The following is a 15,013-nucleotide window of genomic DNA, read 5'->3' as shown; positions in this document are numbered from 1 at the left end:
TTAGGTTTGTCGCAGGTCATAAATTGTGCCCTCTGCTCAGGAGACTAGACACCCCCTTGCAGAGCACGATTTATGGCCTTTTTCAATGGGTTATGGGGAAGTTTTGGGGCTTATCCGATCACGGATGGAGATCTGACGGAGGACGGCAATGAGATTAGCAACGACCTGGCAAGCAATGGCCGGGGCCGTAGTGGCAGTGGCGCTGAGCAGCGCGGTAGGGTGCGTCGAGCAAGTCGGCGACATCAACCGTGTTCAGCCCAATGTCGTGGAGAAGGCTCTCTTTCAAAACGATGACGAGTGGTACATGCGTCAGGTGGTGACCGACACCGATATGCAGGGCTCGGTCATCTTCGCGGCGCAGGAAGGCTCGCTGAAGCGAATTCGCTGGACGGTGACCGAGAACTTCCTCTACGCCCACTCCACCGTGGAGCTGGCCGACGGCCTGATGAACGGCTTTGACGAAGAGGAGTCGCGTCGCCTTGGTGTTGTGGCCGCCTATCCGATCAGGGGCCACTTCGATATCCAGCGCGCCTACAACACGGCGACCGGTGAGCCCAGCAACCAGATCGTCGAGAACATGAGTGATCGTCCCTGGTACGAGCGCGACTACATGCGCGTGGCCTGGGATAACAACATGATCGACGGCTTCTGGAACTTCCAGAGCCAGCTGGGTCGTTTCGCGCCGGCCGGTCGTACCGTTCCTCAGGATGACGGCCACGTCGACAAAGATCGCGCCCGCATCTCGGAAGACTACATCGACACGGTCGCTGAGTACTCCTACGAGCCCGACATCTACGCCTGCTACGGTGCCTACGGCTACGACACCATCTTCAGCTGCGAAGGTGGTCGCGTGCGTGTTCGCTCCTCCTTTATGAAGGTTCCCGAAGTGGAGACCTTCATTCCGATGCAGTACACCGACAACATGCAGGTAACTCGCGACGGAGCCGAAGACGGCGATCCGATGCTGGTGGCCTCGATTGTCGACCAGGATCTCGGCTACGAAGTTGAGGTGGAGTGTAACGACCAGGTCCGTGGCTGGATGCTTCGCGAGTACGGCTACGAGTGGGAGCGTCTCTGCGCCCCGGCGACCTTCGACTACCACCAGCGCTTTGGTTACTTCCGCACCGAGCGGGTAGCCTGGGACCGTTTCGTTGGCACCGCCGACGACACCCGTCGCTACTACGCCAACCGCTGGAACATCTGGCAGACGATGCTCGACGAGAACGGCAACGAGTTGCCCTACTCCGAGCGTATCCCGCAGCCGATCACCTACCACCTCAACGCCGAATACCCCGAGTTCATGTTCGAGGCGGCTCAGATCACGGCGGAAGAATGGAACAAGGCCTTCCGTAACGCTGTGAAGCTCGCTCAGAACATCGATGACGAGCAGCTCGACACCGTCCTGATGGACACCTACGGCCACACCAAGATGTACCGTATCGTCGAGAACAGCTGCCACCCCGGTCAGCTGATCCAGTGGCGTAACTCGTACGGTATGGGCAAGGCGGCCGACCGCACCAGCCCCACCGAGATCTTCCGTGAGTTCGTCGGTAACCCCGCCAGCGATGAGGCTCTGGAAGCCGCGCTCTGGGGCCTGTCCAACGAGAGCCGCGTGCAACTCTGCGCCGAGCTCGAGTTCGCCACCGAGACCCGCGACGTCGAAGAAGAGCGCTTCACCTGGGAGCGCGTCGGCGACCTGCGCTACAGCTTCTTCAACTGGGTTGAGACGGATGTGCCCTGGGCCGGTTACGGTCCCTCGGCGGCCGACCCGCTTACCGGTGAGATCATCAGCGGTAACGCCAACTTCGCCGGTGGTTACATCCGCAAGTCGGCCACCTACGCTGCTGACCTGATGCAGTACTTCAACGGTGAGCTCTCCGACACCGACATCATGTACGGCACCCAGATTCGCCGCGACCTCTTCCACGACAGTGATACGGCCAGCCGCCGCTTCAACCTGACGCCGGAAGCCAAAGAAGAGATGGCGCGTCGCTCGGGCGTCAATCCCTCGCAGACCAGCAAGGTCGGCCTGCATGAGCGTCCCGAGGTCAATGAGCTTCACGACTTCATCCTTGCCCACGGCAAAGATCGCATCCAGCGCGAAGCGGACATCGTCTCGATGGCCAGCGAGAAGCTCGACGCGCAGGACGAGCGTATGGTGGAGTTTCTGCAGAGCCCCTCGGTCAAGAACTTCTTGATGCGTGACGTTGAGACGGCGATGGCGATTGAAGCCACCGCGCGTGAGCGCTTCGGCCCCTCGTTCAACGACGAGCAGCTTCACCAGGCCTACATCGACGTGCACACCCCGCGTCACACCTTCGCGCGTGTCGAGCAGCGTGACCGCATGCTCGCTGAGCGCAGCATCATGACCTACGACTCGCTGACCCGTTCGGCAGAGATGCTGGTCACCTACCGTGGTGCCGCCGACTACTTCAAAGGCAAGAGCCGCGCGGACATCATTGAGTACTTCATGAACAAGATGTTCATCGGTACGCAGCTCCACGAGATCGGCCACACCGTGGGCCTTCGTCACAACTTCTCGGCGAGCACCGATGCGCTGAACTTCCACGACGAGTACTGGCACATCGAGCAGGCTGTCGTTGACGGCACCATCACCCGTGAGCAGGCCCACAGCCTCCAGGGCGAACTCGCCGAGCAGATCATCGGCAAAGACGTCGACTACGCCAGCCAGGCCGAATACCAGCTCGCCAGCGTCATGGATTATACCGGTGACCTCACCGGCCGCTTCCAGGGTCTTGGTAAGTACGACTACGCTGCCATCGCGTTTGCCTATGCCGAAGTCGTCGAGACCTGGGATGATTCGGTGCAGCTGCCCAACCAGCTTGAGCAACAGGCCTGGTTGAGTGACTACAAGCAGATGCCGCGCATCCTGGCCGGCGCGCCCGCTACCGGTACCATTGACCCGGCGGTTTACGCTCAGGGGATCGATATCCTGATCAACGGCCGTAGCTACATGACCATCAACGAGGCCAAGGAGCGTCGTCGTCAGGGGATTCAGGCCAACACCCGTAACTGGGCCAACTTTGACCTGAACCGCGAGAACCAGCCCAACCTGGACCGCTCCGTGGCTTACGAGTTCTGCTCGGATGAATTCCGCGGCGGAATCCTCAACTGCTCCATCTGGGACTTCGGTGCCAACCAGCGTGAGATCGTCAACCACAGCTTCGATACCTATCGCGCGCTGCAGACCTTCTGGCGTTACCGTCGTCACCACATCAGCCGTGGCTACGAGAACTACAGCAACTACATCAACCGCGTGTACTCGACCTTCCAGATGGCGCAGGAGCCCTTCCGTTACTACGGCCTCTACCGCTTCTATAACCTGGGTGATTACACCGATGACTTGCTGACGGCGTCGATCGACACCTTCAACTTCTACAACGAAGTGATGGCGATGGCGGAGCCGGGCCGCTTCTGCAAGTACGAGCCGGCCAACTCCCGTCTGGATGACGGCTGGTACTTCGATCTCAACAACACCTACCTGCCGGCCCAGTACCACGCCGAATACGGTGAGTGTGACGAGTACATCGACATTCCGAAGGGTATCGGTAACCACTACAACTTCGGGTTCACCGATGAGTACGATTACCGCATCGACCGCGTCGGTACCTACATCGACAAGATGGTTGCTTCGCAGTCGATCTTCGACATCAACGCCAACTTCGCGCAGAGCACCTTCTTCACCGACTTCCGCGCCACGAACCTCTCGTTCTGGACGGTCTTCAAGGATGAAATGCTCAGCATGCTCGAAGGTGTGCTCCTGGGTGACTACTCGGCGTACGGTGGTGTCATCGACAACGGTAAGTACGACGATCCCCGCCCGATCTCCGCGTCGAGCTTCGGCCTTGGCCTGAGCAACCCGCAGGAAGGGATGCCGCGCATCTTCACCCCGCAGTCTATCAACCACGAGTTCAACATGATGGTCGGTGGCCTCATCTACAACTCGACCTGGGAAGACCGCTACGTGGACTTCGCGCACTACCTCAAGATCGGTGTGACCAACGGTCAGAACCAGCCCTTCGGGCCGAACGTTCAGGTCAAGGAGTTCATCCACCCGGTCACCGGTCAGGTCTACCAGTCGGCTGATGTCGAGGGTCGCTCGGTGTCGGGTCGTATGATCGACCGCGCCAATGAGCTTCTGGCGGAGTACCACTTCGGCCAGCAGCTGCTGGAAGATGCCACCCCGGGTACGCCGGCGTACGAAGATGCTCGCGAGTACGCGGAAGTCCGCGAGGAGCAGCTGAATAACGTCGTGGCCAAGATGGACATGAGCCGCTTCGTGTTCGATGCCCTGGGTGCCAGCATCCAGCGCTGATCGCGCCTGAGCCTCACCGAGCTCGGCGACCTTCGGGGCGCCGGGTTGGTGAGAGGTGAAAGCAAGCATCAAAAAGCCCCGACTGAGCCTGGCTCAGTCGGGGCTTTTTTGTGTCAGTTGCCGGGGCGGGAAGGCGAATCAGGCGTTCGTGTCGAAATGGTCGCGAAGCACAGTGCCCTGGGCGTCAAAGATCCGGGTGATCTCGGAGCGCAACGCTTTACCGATAAAGAGCGAGAGCCCGGGAACGGAGACGCTGAACTCCAGGTGCTGTACCACGATGCTCTCGGTGCCTCCGGCGTGCGGCTCGACGCGAAGGGTGCCCTGATTGGCGTAGTAACTTCGCCAGCGCTCGGGCATCTCCGGCACGATCTCGTAGCGCAGCTCGCAGGTGAGGGGATTGAGCTGGCTGCGCTCCTCCCAATGCACAAAGTCCGGGGCCTTAGCCTCAAAACGTTTGAGAACGCCGGGGAGCTCGGCGCGCGCGGTGTAGCGGGCGACACGCATGATCGTGCCATCTTCCGCGCGCTCTTCGCTCACGGGCTCAATGGCCTCCACAAGATGAAGGCGCGGCACAAGTGCCTGGTGGTATTCAGGGCTCTGAATAAAGGCGAAGACCGCGTCGGGCTCAGCGGTGATCGTGGTGCGGTGTTCCACATGCATGGGGCATCTCCATCGTCGATAAGGCAAAAGAACGGCTCGACGATAAACACCCCACCCCGATTCGCAAGCTCTCGGGACGCGCGCGAAGCCTGCGCTCAGGCGAAGTCGCGGCGCGAGAAGATCAGGTAGCCAAAGCCCAGCAAGAGCCCCGCGGTCACGCCTGTGTAGAGCAGCGCGTGGAGGAGGTAGCCCCAGCCCACCTCAATGCCCGTGGCGAGCTCATAGGAGAGGTTGAGCTTCTCCAGATCAGGAACCACGTAGAGGGCCACATCGAGGATCAGGTGAAGCGGGTTGCCCTCATTGGCGAACTGACGCGAGGCGTCGGCCAGCTGCGGGGTGAGGCTTCCGACCACGACGAGCCCGAAGGTGAAGAGGGCGCTTAAGAGGGGCCCGGAGAACGCGCTGAAGAAGAACGCCAACGCGAGCACCAGCACGAGCTGCATCAACGATCCCAGGTAGGTGGCAAGATGCAGCGCGCCGATCTCATAGCCGAGCGCCAGCCCGGTCAGAGCCTTGGCACCAAACATCAGCGCCCAGCACACCGCCAGGATGCCCACGCTGGCCGCGAACTTTCCGACCAGAAAGGACGCACGGGTGACGGGTTTGGAGAGCACGGTGAAGATCGTCTTCGACTCGATCTCGCGGTGCAGCGCGTTGACCCCCTGGTAGATCGCCAGCGCCACCAGAAAGAGATGCCCGATGGCGAAGACCAGGTTGTTAAAGAGGCGCTCTTCCTGATGCAGGCTCAGCGCGCCGAAGGCGCTTGCCGCGCCCAGGGCAGCGAGCGCGGCGACGAGCACCGCATAGAGCACCTTGTTGCGAAGTCCCTCCAAAAGGGCGTTGCGGGCGAAGGCGTCGACTTGTCGCAGCGTGCGGATCATGGGCGAGCCTCCGAGGTCTCGGTGGTGTCGCGGATAAAGACGTCTTCCAGGCGTTGTTTCTGCGGTTGCAGACTTTCCACGCGGGCGCCGGCCGAGGCGATGAGCGCGAGCGTCTCTTCCAGATCGATGTCGCCCCGGAGGTCGACGCGGCTGACCTCGCCAATATCGAAGCGTTGCAGCACCCGATCACCCAGGGTGTCGGTGAGCTCGGGGGTCCAGCGGCGCGCGAAGAGCTCGTAGCGCAGCACATCGGGGTTGAGCAGCTCGTGGATATACCCCGTCTCGCGAACTTCGCCCTGATGCACCAGGGTAACGCGGTCGCAGATGTCTTCCACATCCGGAAGGATGTGGCTGCAGAAGAGGATCGTTTTGCCCTGACGCCGCAGGTCGACGACCAGGTCGCGAATCTCGCGTCGGCCAATGGGGTCGAGGCCGGACTGGGGCTCGTCGAGCACGACAAACTCCGGGTCACCCAGGAGCGCCTGGGCGATGCCGGCGCGCTGCTTCATGCCTTTGGAGAACTTCGAGATGGGGCGGTCCAGCGCGTGGCCAAGGCCGACCTGATTCAGCAGGCGTTCGGCGCGGGCATCAGACTCCTTGCGACTGAGCCCCAGGAGGCCTCCGTAGAAGCGCATGAGCTCGCCGGCCTTCAGATGAGGGTAGAGGTTCGGGTTCTCGGGAAGAAAGCCCATGCGGGCGCGTGCGGCGACCCGGGTTGATGGCATCCCGAAGATGCGCACCTGCCCGCGGTCGGGGCGCACAAGCCCCGTGATCATCTTAATCGTCGTGGACTTGCCCGCGCCGTTGGGCCCCACAAGCCCATAGATCTCGCCGCGCCGAATCTGAAAGCTCACGGCTTTGACGGCGTCGACGCGTTTGCGGAAAAAGCCCACGCGGTAGGTTTTGGCGACGTCCTGGACGTCGAGGACGATCTCATCACTCATAGGTAGGGCTCGTCGATCTTTTAGAACTCGCCAGCGGCTTCAAGGGTGCCGGGCGCACGGTAGAGCCCGGGCTCGCTCAGTGTAAAGACGTCGGGGGGCAGGTAGGCGCGGCGTTGATGCTCGCGCTCAAAGGTCTGCCGGTAGGTTTCGATGCGGGCGACCAGCTCGGCGCCGGCGCCCAGGTCGTAAAGTTGGCGCAGCATAAACTGCTGGCGGGCCGGGTCAGTCGCGGCAAAGTAGCCCTTCATCAGATACGCGATCTCGGCCGGGGAGGCTTCGAGCTGCGACTCATCCGGGTCGTCGCCGTTGACCGCTGCGCGTGCTTTGGCCAGGCGACGCTGGAAGCTCGTCGCCAGCATCATCATATCGTCGGGCGCGCCTTCCATCTCACTGCCGAGCCTGGCGTAGGTGTAGGCCTCTTCCATATCGGCCAGATGCTCTTCGGGCGTGCGGGTGTAGCGTTGGCCGATGTGGTTGGTGACGATGGCCTGCGCGAACTTCCACTCGTCGGGGAACGCCTCCAGGCCACGTTTGAGGATGGCGTTGGCCGCAGCGATATCGTCATAGGTGACGCGAGATGAGGATTGCGTGCGGGCGGCGTGATGCCACATGTAGACCGGCTTAAACCGGGGATCGAGGTCGATGATCGTGTTGGCGTAGTCGGTGGCGTCTTCGGCGCTCTGGCGACGGGTGAAGCGGTCGGCGCCGTAGAGCAGGGCGTTGACCCAGACGACATCGGCCGCAGCCGCACGGTGGTTGAGCGCGGCGATGGCGATGGTGTCGGCCGAGGGCAATACGTAGCGCGAGGGCTGGCTTAAGCGGCGCGCGTTGCTCTCCAGATTGAGCGTCAAGCCCAGTTGGAGATTGGCGAGCACTCCGAGCACAAGCGCGCTGAAGATCAGGCTTTTGCGAATGGGGGGAGTCAGCATCGTGAGACCAAGACCGGGGAGGAGAAGGCTGAAACGACACGAGCCACGGCCCCGGTGAAGGGGCCGTGGCTCGTTAGCCTACATCAGGTCAAGCGAGCTGTCTTACTTGAACTCGTTGAGGGTGTAGGGGGGGAAGCAGGTCGAGCCGAGGTTGGTGCCGTCTTCGATGTCGGCTTCGCAGTCGAGGATGACGGCGTGCGTGTCGGTGATGGCTTCGGTGCAGGTGGTGGTCGCCGCAGTGGTACCGGTGAAGTCATGGCAGGCCGCGACCTGGAAGGTGGCGTCGCCGCCGGTGCCGGTGCTCTGGATGTGGTAGCCGAAGTAGGTCGGCTCTTCGAGCACCAGGTTCAGCTTGTGCAGGGCGGCAGTGTTGAGCGCAGCGCTGTTGTCGGTGTCCGGGACCCCCTTGGCGCCTCCAATCGGGAACTCGTCATGGGTAATGAAGCTGCCAGCGGAACCACCCGGGAATACCTTGTCAGTGAGTTCGACCGGCATGCCGGGGCGGGTCGCGCGATCGGCTACAGCACCACCGGTGGAAGCGACGTGCCAGGGCTGGTCACCCGTAGTTGCCAGCGAGTAGGTCTGGTCGCCTTCAAAGTAGCCTTTGGCCGCACCGGAGACGTTGGAGAGGATGTTGGCAGCCTCAGCGGTCTTGGAGCGGTTGATGTACTTGATGAAGGCCGGGATGGCGAGGGCGGCGAGGATACCGATGATCGCGACGACGATCATCAGCTCAACGAGGGTGAAGCCTTTTTTGTTGGTGCGGAGTTTCATCAACATGGTCGCTCCTTTCAGCGTGGGGTTGTGAGGGGTCGTGCTTTGATGACGTCACCGGGTAGAGCAAAGACCCTGCCATGGGTTCACAAAAATTCAAAAAAAGTTCAGAAATCGCGGATTCGCCCGGAGTGTTGCGGTTTTTTTGCATTTTGTAACGCGCGATGGGTTCCGCAGTGGCACGCGATGAAAGGGGAGGGGGTGACGTGGAGCGGCAGGGCGAGTGACAATTTTTGTCACCCATGCCACAGCGGGTCATCAGGGAATCAACTCCATCGGAGCGGGCATGTCGTTCGTGAAGAAGGCCTGGTAGGCGTCGCCACCCAGTTCTTCCTGGGTGACGAGCACGGCGAACCAGGGGTTGTTATCGGCGCCAACCCCTTGAGGCTCGGCTCCGGCCGGGCAGATGGTGCAGTTCCCACCGATGTCGGCCTCCACGATAATGGTGATGCCCTGGGCGACGTTGGAGTTGAACTCCAGCAGGTTGTTCCACTCCGGACGGTCGGCGTCGGCCATATCCCAGGCATAGTCGGAGTCGGGCTGGTAGTAGCGGTTGTTGCGCGCGCGGAACTGCTCCTGGCCGCGGGCCACATCCATGGCGTATTGCTTGAGCTGGGTGACTTTGCCCTGGCGAATGTATTTGGAGTAGCTCATGCCGCCGATGGCAGCGAGCACGCCGACGATCGCCACGACGATCATCAGCTCCACCAGGGTCATGCCGCGGCGATCCACGCGGGCGGCGGCCTGAATGATCGTTGAGAAGCGCTGGGAGAGGGTCTGCATGGTGGGGCTCCTTGAGGTGGCGAATGGCGGGGGTTTGCGACTCAGTCGTCGTTGAGGCCGTACTTATCGAGGCGGTAGCGCAATGCACGAAAGCTGATGTTGAGCAGGCGCGCCGCCTCGGTTTTGACGCCGCCGGCGCGCTCCAGGGCGCGGGCGATGAGGTTGCGCTCGAGCTCTTCGACGAGCTTTTCCATATCGACGCCTTCCTCGGGAACATCGATCTGGCGGGCGACCCGCGAGAAGCTCTCTTCCTGCAGGTGGTAGGGAAGGCTCTCGGGGGTGATCAACGCGCCGGTTTCCAGGGTGACCGCGCGCTCGACGATGTTCTGTAGCTCACGCACGTTGCCGGGGTAGGCATACGCGGTGAGGATCGCCAGGGCGCGGGCGTCGATGCCTTCGATGGGGTTGCCGATCTCTTCGGCGTAGCGGTGCAGGAAGTGTTCCAGCAGAAGTTGCACATCGCCGCCGCGCTCGCGCAGGGGCGGCATCTCTACCGGGATGACGCTGAGGCGGTAGTAGAGGTCTTCGCGAAAACGCCCCTCCTGCACCTCCTGGCGAAGGTCGCGGTTGGTAGCCGCCACAATGCGGCATGTCACCTCGCGCTCTGCGGCGTCGCCCACCGGGCGCACCTTGCGCTCCTGCAACACCCGCAGAAGTTTGACCTGCACCGATGGCGGCAGCTCGCCAACCTCGTCGAGAAAGACCGTGCCCTGGCAGGCGGCCACAAAGAGGCCTTCTTTGTCGGCGTGGGCACCGGTGAAGGCGCCTTTTTTATGGCCGAAGAGCTCGCTCTCAATGAGGTTTTCGGGGATGGCACCACAGTTGATGGGCAAAAAAGGCCCTTCGGCGTTGGCGCTTAAGTCGTGAATGGCGCGGGCGACGAGCTCTTTGCCGGTGCCCGACTCGCCATGGATCAAAATGGTGGTGCGGGTGGGGGCGACGCGCCGGATCATCTGGAAGACGCGCTGCATCGCGCGGGACGTGCCGATAAGTTGCCCCAGGCCCTGGCGATGATCGAGGGCGTCGCGAAGGTAGAGGTTCTCGCTGACGAGCGCGAACTTCTCGAGCGCGCGGTCTACCGCCACGCGCGCCTCCGCGATCTTAAAAGGCTTGGTGATGTAGTCGTAGGCACCGAGCTTGATGGCCGAGAGGGCGGTCTCGGCGGTGGCGTAGGCGGTCATCACGATGACCTGGCAGGAGGGCTGGGCGGCTTTGATGGCGCGCAGCACATCAAGTCCGCCGATGCCGGGCATCTTCAGATCGGTCATCACCAGTTTAAAACGCTCGCCAGCGTCGATGCGGGCGGTGGCGTCCTCGCCGCAGGCGGCGACTTCCACGGTGTGCCCCTCCTTTTTGAGCATGACGGTGAGAAACTCACGCATGCTGCGTTCATCATCGACGACGAGGATGGGAAGATCGGCGCGCGCCGGACTGTCGGTTGCGGGATCGCTCATGAGCTTGAGGGGCCGTATTGTAAAAGTACGAAACGAGGTCTTCCTCAGGATGCCTCTTCCACGGCCTCAGGGGAAGGGAGACGTGGGTTCGACTCGGGGGGGGAATCGGTAGCAGCCGGGATCACCAGCTCAAATCGGGCGCCCTTCAAGTGGAGGGGAGCCTCCACGCTGATGCGGCCGCCGTGGGACTCGGCCAGGCGGAAGTTTGTGGCGAGGCCCAGCCCCGTTCCGTGGTCTTTGGTGGTGAAGAAGGGCTCGAAGATGCGGTCGCGAAGATCCGATGCGACGCCTGCGCCGCTGTCTTCAATGGCGATAACCCATGCTGGCTGCTGGCCTAACGTCGTTGCGTTTAGCTCGACGCGTACCTGGCGGTCTTCGGGAGCACGTGAACGTACGGCATCGCCTGCGTTGATAAGCAGGTTCCAGAGGATCTGGCGCAGCGCCTCAGCGTCGACCATCGCTTCGACAGGCTCGGACTGTGGGATGAGGTCCACGTCGAGGTGGATGCGATCGCGTTCGGCCTGGGAGCGGTAGAGGTGGAGGAGTTCTTCGAGAAGTTCGCGAAGATCGCGGCGCTCGGCACGCAGGGGTCTGGGTTGACAGTAGGCCAGGAAGTCGGTGATGAGGCCGTTGAGGCGATCGACTTCGCGCAGGACGATGTCCATCAGGAGGCGGTTCTCATCATCGATGGCCTCATCGGCGTGCAGCATCTCCACCGAGCCGCTGATGGAGGCCAGGGGGTTGCGGATCTCGTGAGCAATCGCCGCCGAGAGCTGGCCGACGGCGGCCAGGCGTTCGGAGCGTTTCATCTGCTCTTCGAGTTTTCGGATGTCGCTCAAATCCTGGAAGATGATGATGCGTCCGACCTCAACCGACTCGGAGTTGCGCAGGGGGGAGACGGAGAAGCCCAGGTGCACCTGGCTCCCGTCAGGGCGTGTAAAGGTGCTTTCCAGGCGCGGATCTTTGCCGAAGTGGGGGCCCAGTGCGGCGTCGGCGAGGTTTGGGAAAAGTTCGCTGAGCGCGCGGCCGAGCACGTGTTTGGAGGTCCAGGAGGTGATCTCCTCGGCGGCGCGGTTCATAAAAATCACGTTGCCGCGTCCGTCGACGGTGAGCAGGCCGCTGGAGAGGCTGCTTAAGATATGCTCGTTGAGCGCGCGCAGCTCCTGGAGGTCGATGTCGCGGCGTTGCAGAGCTTCGGTGGCCTCGCCAAGGCGCTCGGCCAGGTGGCCAGCGAGCACGGCGATCATGATGCCGCCGACGCTGTTAACGACGACCTCGTAGGCGATCGTGCGCCAGGCCTGCAGCGCCGGTGGCTCACTTAAAATGGGGTGGGGCAGGATGCCGGCGCTGACCAACGCCAGGTAACTCAGCGAGAGCACTGTGAGGCCCGAAGCGACAAGCCCTCCCGCTCGACCCAGCACGATCGCGGCGTTGATAATGGTAAGATGGAAGAAAAAGAGAAAGAGGCTGTCGAAGCCTCCGGAGACCAGCGCCAGGATGGTGGTTACGCCCAGGTCGCCCAGGATCTGCGCCCAGGCCAGTGTCTGAGGCTTGAGCCGCTGACGCAGTGCCAGACCGTGGGCGATGGTGAGCGCGTAGGTGCCCACAATAAGGCCGAGCAGCGTGAGATTTCGCGGCTCCGATACGCTCGCAAAGGTGCGCACATCGAGCGCCACCGCGCTGCCCAGAAAGAGTGTGACCAGGACTGCCCGAAAGACCAGCAGGCCTTTGAGGCGGTCGCGCTGTCGGTCGCGCGTCGATGGCATAGGAGGCGGTGGGGGAGCCGGAATTATTGCTGGATATTACCGGCCATCTCGAAGATCGGCAGGTACATCGAGATGAGCATTCCCCCGACCATCCCGCCCAGGCCCACCATCATGATGGGCTCAATGAGCGCGGTCATGCCTTCGACGGCCACGTCGACCTCATCTTCGTAGAAGTCGGCGATCTTGTTGAGCATGGTGTCGAGCGCACCGGTAGCTTCACCGACGCCGATCATCTGCACGACCATCTTGGGGAAGATGCCGGTTTCCATCAGCGGGTCGACCATGTTCTGGCCCTCACTGATGCGTTCGCGCACGTAAAAGATGGCTTTCTGGATGGTCATGTTGCCGGCGGTTTTAGCCACGATCTCCAGACTGTCGACGATGGGAACGCCGGAGGAGACCATGGTGCCCAGGGTGCGGGTAAAGCGCGCGACGGCGGTCTTCTGCAGAAGGTCGCCGAAGACGGGAACTTTGAGGAGCAGGTCGTCGATCACCGCGCGGGTAGGCTGGTAGCCCATCAGCGTTTTGACGGTGACGCCAACGCCTATCAGGCTGCCGACGATGTAGAGGAAGTAGGCCTGCACGAACTCCGAGAGCGCCATGACAAAACGCGTCGGGGCCGGGAGCTCGGCGCCGCCGCCCATATCGGCAAACATCGCGGCGAAGGTCGGGATGATCTTGTAGAGCATGCCGATGAGGATCACGATCGCGATGACGATAACGATGGTGGGGTAGGTGAAGGCCCCTTTGATGCGCCGACGCAGCTTCTGGGACTTCTCGATCTGCATGGCCAGGCGGTTCATGACCGTATCGAGGATACCGGCGACCTCGCCGGCAGCCACCAGGCTGACGTAGAGGTTGTCGAACGCGCCGGGATGTTTCGCCATGGAGTCGGAGAGGGTGGAGCCGGACTCAATATCTTTGCGGATCTCGGCGATGATGCGCTGGAAGCCCTTATGAGGCTCGTTCGAGCCGAGCAGTTCCAGGCACTGCACCAGCGGCAGGCCGGCGTCGATCATGGTGGCGAACTGCCGGGTGAAGATCACCAGGTTGTCTTGAGGAACGCGCGAGACCCCCTTGAAATTGAAGCTCTTGGAGGCCTTCTTCTTCACCCTGGAGACGTTGATCTCCTGCTGGCGAAGACGCTGCTCAACCTCTTCGGCGTTGCTGGCGTTCATCTGCCCCTTACGGGCTTCGCCGGAGCGGTTGGTTCCTTCCCAGACAAAGACAGGCATTGCTCACCTCAGACGCGATGGTATGACTCGGTGCAAGTCGCCTGGCCCCGGAGGGGCCGAGCGGCTCGCTCAGGTGTATCGGATTGAAGAGCTGCGGTTACGGGGGCCGGAGCCGCCACCGGAGTTTCCGGCGCCGCCCTGCTCAAGCATGGTACGGAGTTCTTCAGGGTCGTTGGATCGTGCCAGACCATCTTCGACTGTGATTTGTCGATCGCGGATAAGCAAGAAAAGAGACTGATTCATCGTCTGCATAAAGCTTCGCGACTGGCCAACCTGCATGGAACTGTAGATCTGGTGGATCTTATCTTCGCGGATCAGGTTGCGGATTGCCGGGGTGGGCACAAGCACCTCGGTGGCCAGCGCGCGTCCGCGGCCGGAGGCGTGCGGGATCAGCTGCTGGCTGATGACGCCTTCGAGCACAAAGGAGAGCTGGGCGCGGATCTGCGACTGTTGATGGGAGGGGAAGACGTCGATGATGCGGTTGATCGTCTGCACGCAGCCGTTGGTATGCAGGGTGCCCAGCGCCAGGTGGCCGGTCTCACTGATGGTCAGCGCAGCCTCGATCGTCTCCAGGTCACGAAGCTCACCGATGAGCACGACGTCGGGGTCCTGCCGAAGGACATAGCGCAGCGCGCTTTTAAACCCGCCGGTGTCCGCGCCGACCTCGCGCTGGTTAACCAGGCAGTTCTTATGCGGGTGCAGATACTCGATCGGATCTTCGATGGTGAGGATGTGCAGGCGCTTCTCGACGTTGATCTTGTCGATAAGGGCGGCGAGCGATGTGGACTTACCGCTGCCGGTAGGGCCGGTCACAAGCACCAGGCCCCGGGGCTTTTCGGCAAAGGAGCCGATGACCGGGGGGAGGCCCAGCTGCTGGAAGCTCAGAATCTCAAAGGGGATCTTACGAAAAACACCCGCGACCGCGCCGCGCTGCATGAAGATGTTCCCGCGGAAGCGGCTCAGCCCTTTGACGCCAAAGGAGAGGTCGAGCTCGTTGTCGGTCTCAAACCCCTGCTTCTGCTTGTCGGTAAGCACGCTGTAGCAGAGCTGACGGGTCTCGGTTGGCGAGAGCTTCGAGGTTTTGAGCGGCACAAGCGAGCCGTCGATGCGAAGCTGCGGAGGGGCTCCCACGGTGATGTGAAGATCGCTGGCGTTCTTATCGACCATGATCTTCAGAAGCTGGTGCAGGTTAGCCATAGAGCTCTCGGGACGAGGGGGGGGAGTAAGATCAGCGCAACGATTGCGAGGGGA

At 62.0% G+C, this 15,013-nt stretch carries 11 protein-coding genes; 1 reads left to right on the top strand and 10 read right to left on the bottom strand.

What is annotated here, in order from left to right; all coding sequences use genetic code 11:
• The first annotated feature begins 148 nt into the window (after window positions 1-148).
• Window positions 149-4,336 (top strand): zinc-dependent metalloprotease, encoded by a 4,188-nt coding sequence (locus EA187_RS10430; RefSeq protein ID WP_127780222.1) that lies wholly within the window; start codon window positions 149-151, stop codon window positions 4,334-4,336.
• 138 nt (window positions 4,337-4,474) lie between these two features.
• Here EA187_RS10430 and EA187_RS10425 read toward each other — a convergent pair whose 3' ends face one another.
• The 10 genes from EA187_RS10425 to EA187_RS10380 all read right to left on the bottom strand — a co-directional run bounded on the left by EA187_RS10425 (window position 4,475) and on the right by EA187_RS10380 (window position 14,959).
• Window positions 4,475-4,996 carry a DUF2505 family protein gene (locus EA187_RS10425; RefSeq protein WP_127780221.1) on the bottom strand — a complete coding sequence of 174 codons (522 nt, stop codon included), beginning with the start codon at window positions 4,994-4,996 and terminating at the stop codon, window positions 4,475-4,477.
• Between the two features lie 95 nt (window positions 4,997-5,091).
• Window positions 5,092-5,877: an ABC transporter permease gene (locus tag EA187_RS10420; protein ID WP_115603751.1), complete on the bottom strand. Its 786-nt coding sequence runs from the start codon at window positions 5,875-5,877 to the stop codon at window positions 5,092-5,094.
• A complete protein-coding gene (locus EA187_RS10415) occupies window positions 5,874-6,821 on the bottom strand; it encodes an ABC transporter ATP-binding protein (protein WP_127780220.1) in 948 nt (315 codons plus the stop codon). Before EA187_RS10415 ends, EA187_RS10420 begins: the two co-directional genes overlap by 4 nt.
• 20 nt (window positions 6,822-6,841) lie before the next feature.
• On the bottom strand, window positions 6,842-7,750 hold the full coding sequence (locus tag EA187_RS10410; protein WP_127780219.1) for a hypothetical protein: 909 nt from the start codon (window positions 7,748-7,750) through the stop codon (window positions 6,842-6,844).
• Between the two features lie 102 nt (window positions 7,751-7,852).
• The gene (locus EA187_RS21150) at window positions 7,853-8,530 is read right to left on the bottom strand and encodes a type IV pilin protein (RefSeq protein ID WP_283808546.1); all 678 of its coding nucleotides are present in this window, start codon (window positions 8,528-8,530) and stop codon (window positions 7,853-7,855) included.
• Between the two features lie 252 nt (window positions 8,531-8,782).
• Complete coding sequence (locus EA187_RS10400; protein WP_127780218.1) at window positions 8,783-9,307, bottom strand: type IV pilin protein; 525 nt, start codon at window positions 9,305-9,307, stop codon at window positions 8,783-8,785.
• A 41-nt stretch (window positions 9,308-9,348) separates the two neighbouring features.
• Window positions 9,349-10,761 (bottom strand): sigma-54-dependent transcriptional regulator, encoded by a 1,413-nt coding sequence (locus EA187_RS10395; RefSeq protein ID WP_127780217.1) that lies wholly within the window; start codon window positions 10,759-10,761, stop codon window positions 9,349-9,351.
• Between the two features lie 44 nt (window positions 10,762-10,805).
• A complete protein-coding gene (locus EA187_RS10390) occupies window positions 10,806-12,527 on the bottom strand; it encodes a two-component system sensor histidine kinase NtrB (protein ID WP_115603756.1) in 1,722 nt (573 codons plus the stop codon).
• 23 nt (window positions 12,528-12,550) lie between these two features.
• Window positions 12,551-13,762 (bottom strand): type II secretion system F family protein, encoded by a 1,212-nt coding sequence (locus EA187_RS10385; RefSeq protein ID WP_127780216.1) that lies wholly within the window; start codon window positions 13,760-13,762, stop codon window positions 12,551-12,553.
• A gap of 69 nt (window positions 13,763-13,831) precedes the next feature.
• The gene (locus EA187_RS10380) at window positions 13,832-14,959 is read right to left on the bottom strand and encodes a type IV pilus twitching motility protein PilT (protein ID WP_115603758.1); all 1,128 of its coding nucleotides are present in this window, start codon (window positions 14,957-14,959) and stop codon (window positions 13,832-13,834) included.
• Between the last annotated feature and the right edge of the window lie 54 nt (window positions 14,960-15,013).

It is taken from the genome of Lujinxingia sediminis (assembly GCF_004005565.1).
GTDB lineage: Bacteria > Myxococcota_A > Bradymonadia > Bradymonadales > Bradymonadaceae > Lujinxingia > Lujinxingia sediminis.
This window is presented reverse-complemented; position numbering and strand designations above follow the sequence as displayed.

Excerpts from the sequence above, each read along its gene's own strand:
- EA187_RS10430 (WP_127780222.1), top strand. The coding sequence starts at position 149 with ATGAGATTAGCAACGACCTGGCAAGCAATGGCCGGGGCCGTAGTGGCA.
- EA187_RS10425 (WP_127780221.1), bottom strand. The coding sequence starts at position 4,996 with ATGCATGTGGAACACCGCACCACGATCACCGCTGAGCCCGACGCGGTC.
- EA187_RS10420 (WP_115603751.1), bottom strand. The coding sequence starts at position 5,877 with ATGATCCGCACGCTGCGACAAGTCGACGCCTTCGCCCGCAACGCCCTT.
- EA187_RS10415 (WP_127780220.1), bottom strand. The coding sequence starts at position 6,821 with ATGAGTGATGAGATCGTCCTCGACGTCCAGGACGTCGCCAAAACCTAC.
- EA187_RS10410 (WP_127780219.1), bottom strand. The coding sequence starts at position 7,750 with ATGCTGACTCCCCCCATTCGCAAAAGCCTGATCTTCAGCGCGCTTGTG.
- EA187_RS21150 (WP_283808546.1), bottom strand. The coding sequence starts at position 8,530 with ATGTTGATGAAACTCCGCACCAACAAAAAAGGCTTCACCCTCGTTGAG.
- EA187_RS10400 (WP_127780218.1), bottom strand. The coding sequence starts at position 9,307 with ATGCAGACCCTCTCCCAGCGCTTCTCAACGATCATTCAGGCCGCCGCC.
- EA187_RS10395 (WP_127780217.1), bottom strand. The coding sequence starts at position 10,761 with ATGAGCGATCCCGCAACCGACAGTCCGGCGCGCGCCGATCTTCCCATC.
- EA187_RS10390 (WP_115603756.1), bottom strand. The coding sequence starts at position 12,527 with ATGCCATCGACGCGCGACCGACAGCGCGACCGCCTCAAAGGCCTGCTG.
- EA187_RS10385 (WP_127780216.1), bottom strand. The coding sequence starts at position 13,762 with ATGCCTGTCTTTGTCTGGGAAGGAACCAACCGCTCCGGCGAAGCCCGT.
- EA187_RS10380 (WP_115603758.1), bottom strand. The coding sequence starts at position 14,959 with ATGGCTAACCTGCACCAGCTTCTGAAGATCATGGTCGATAAGAACGCC.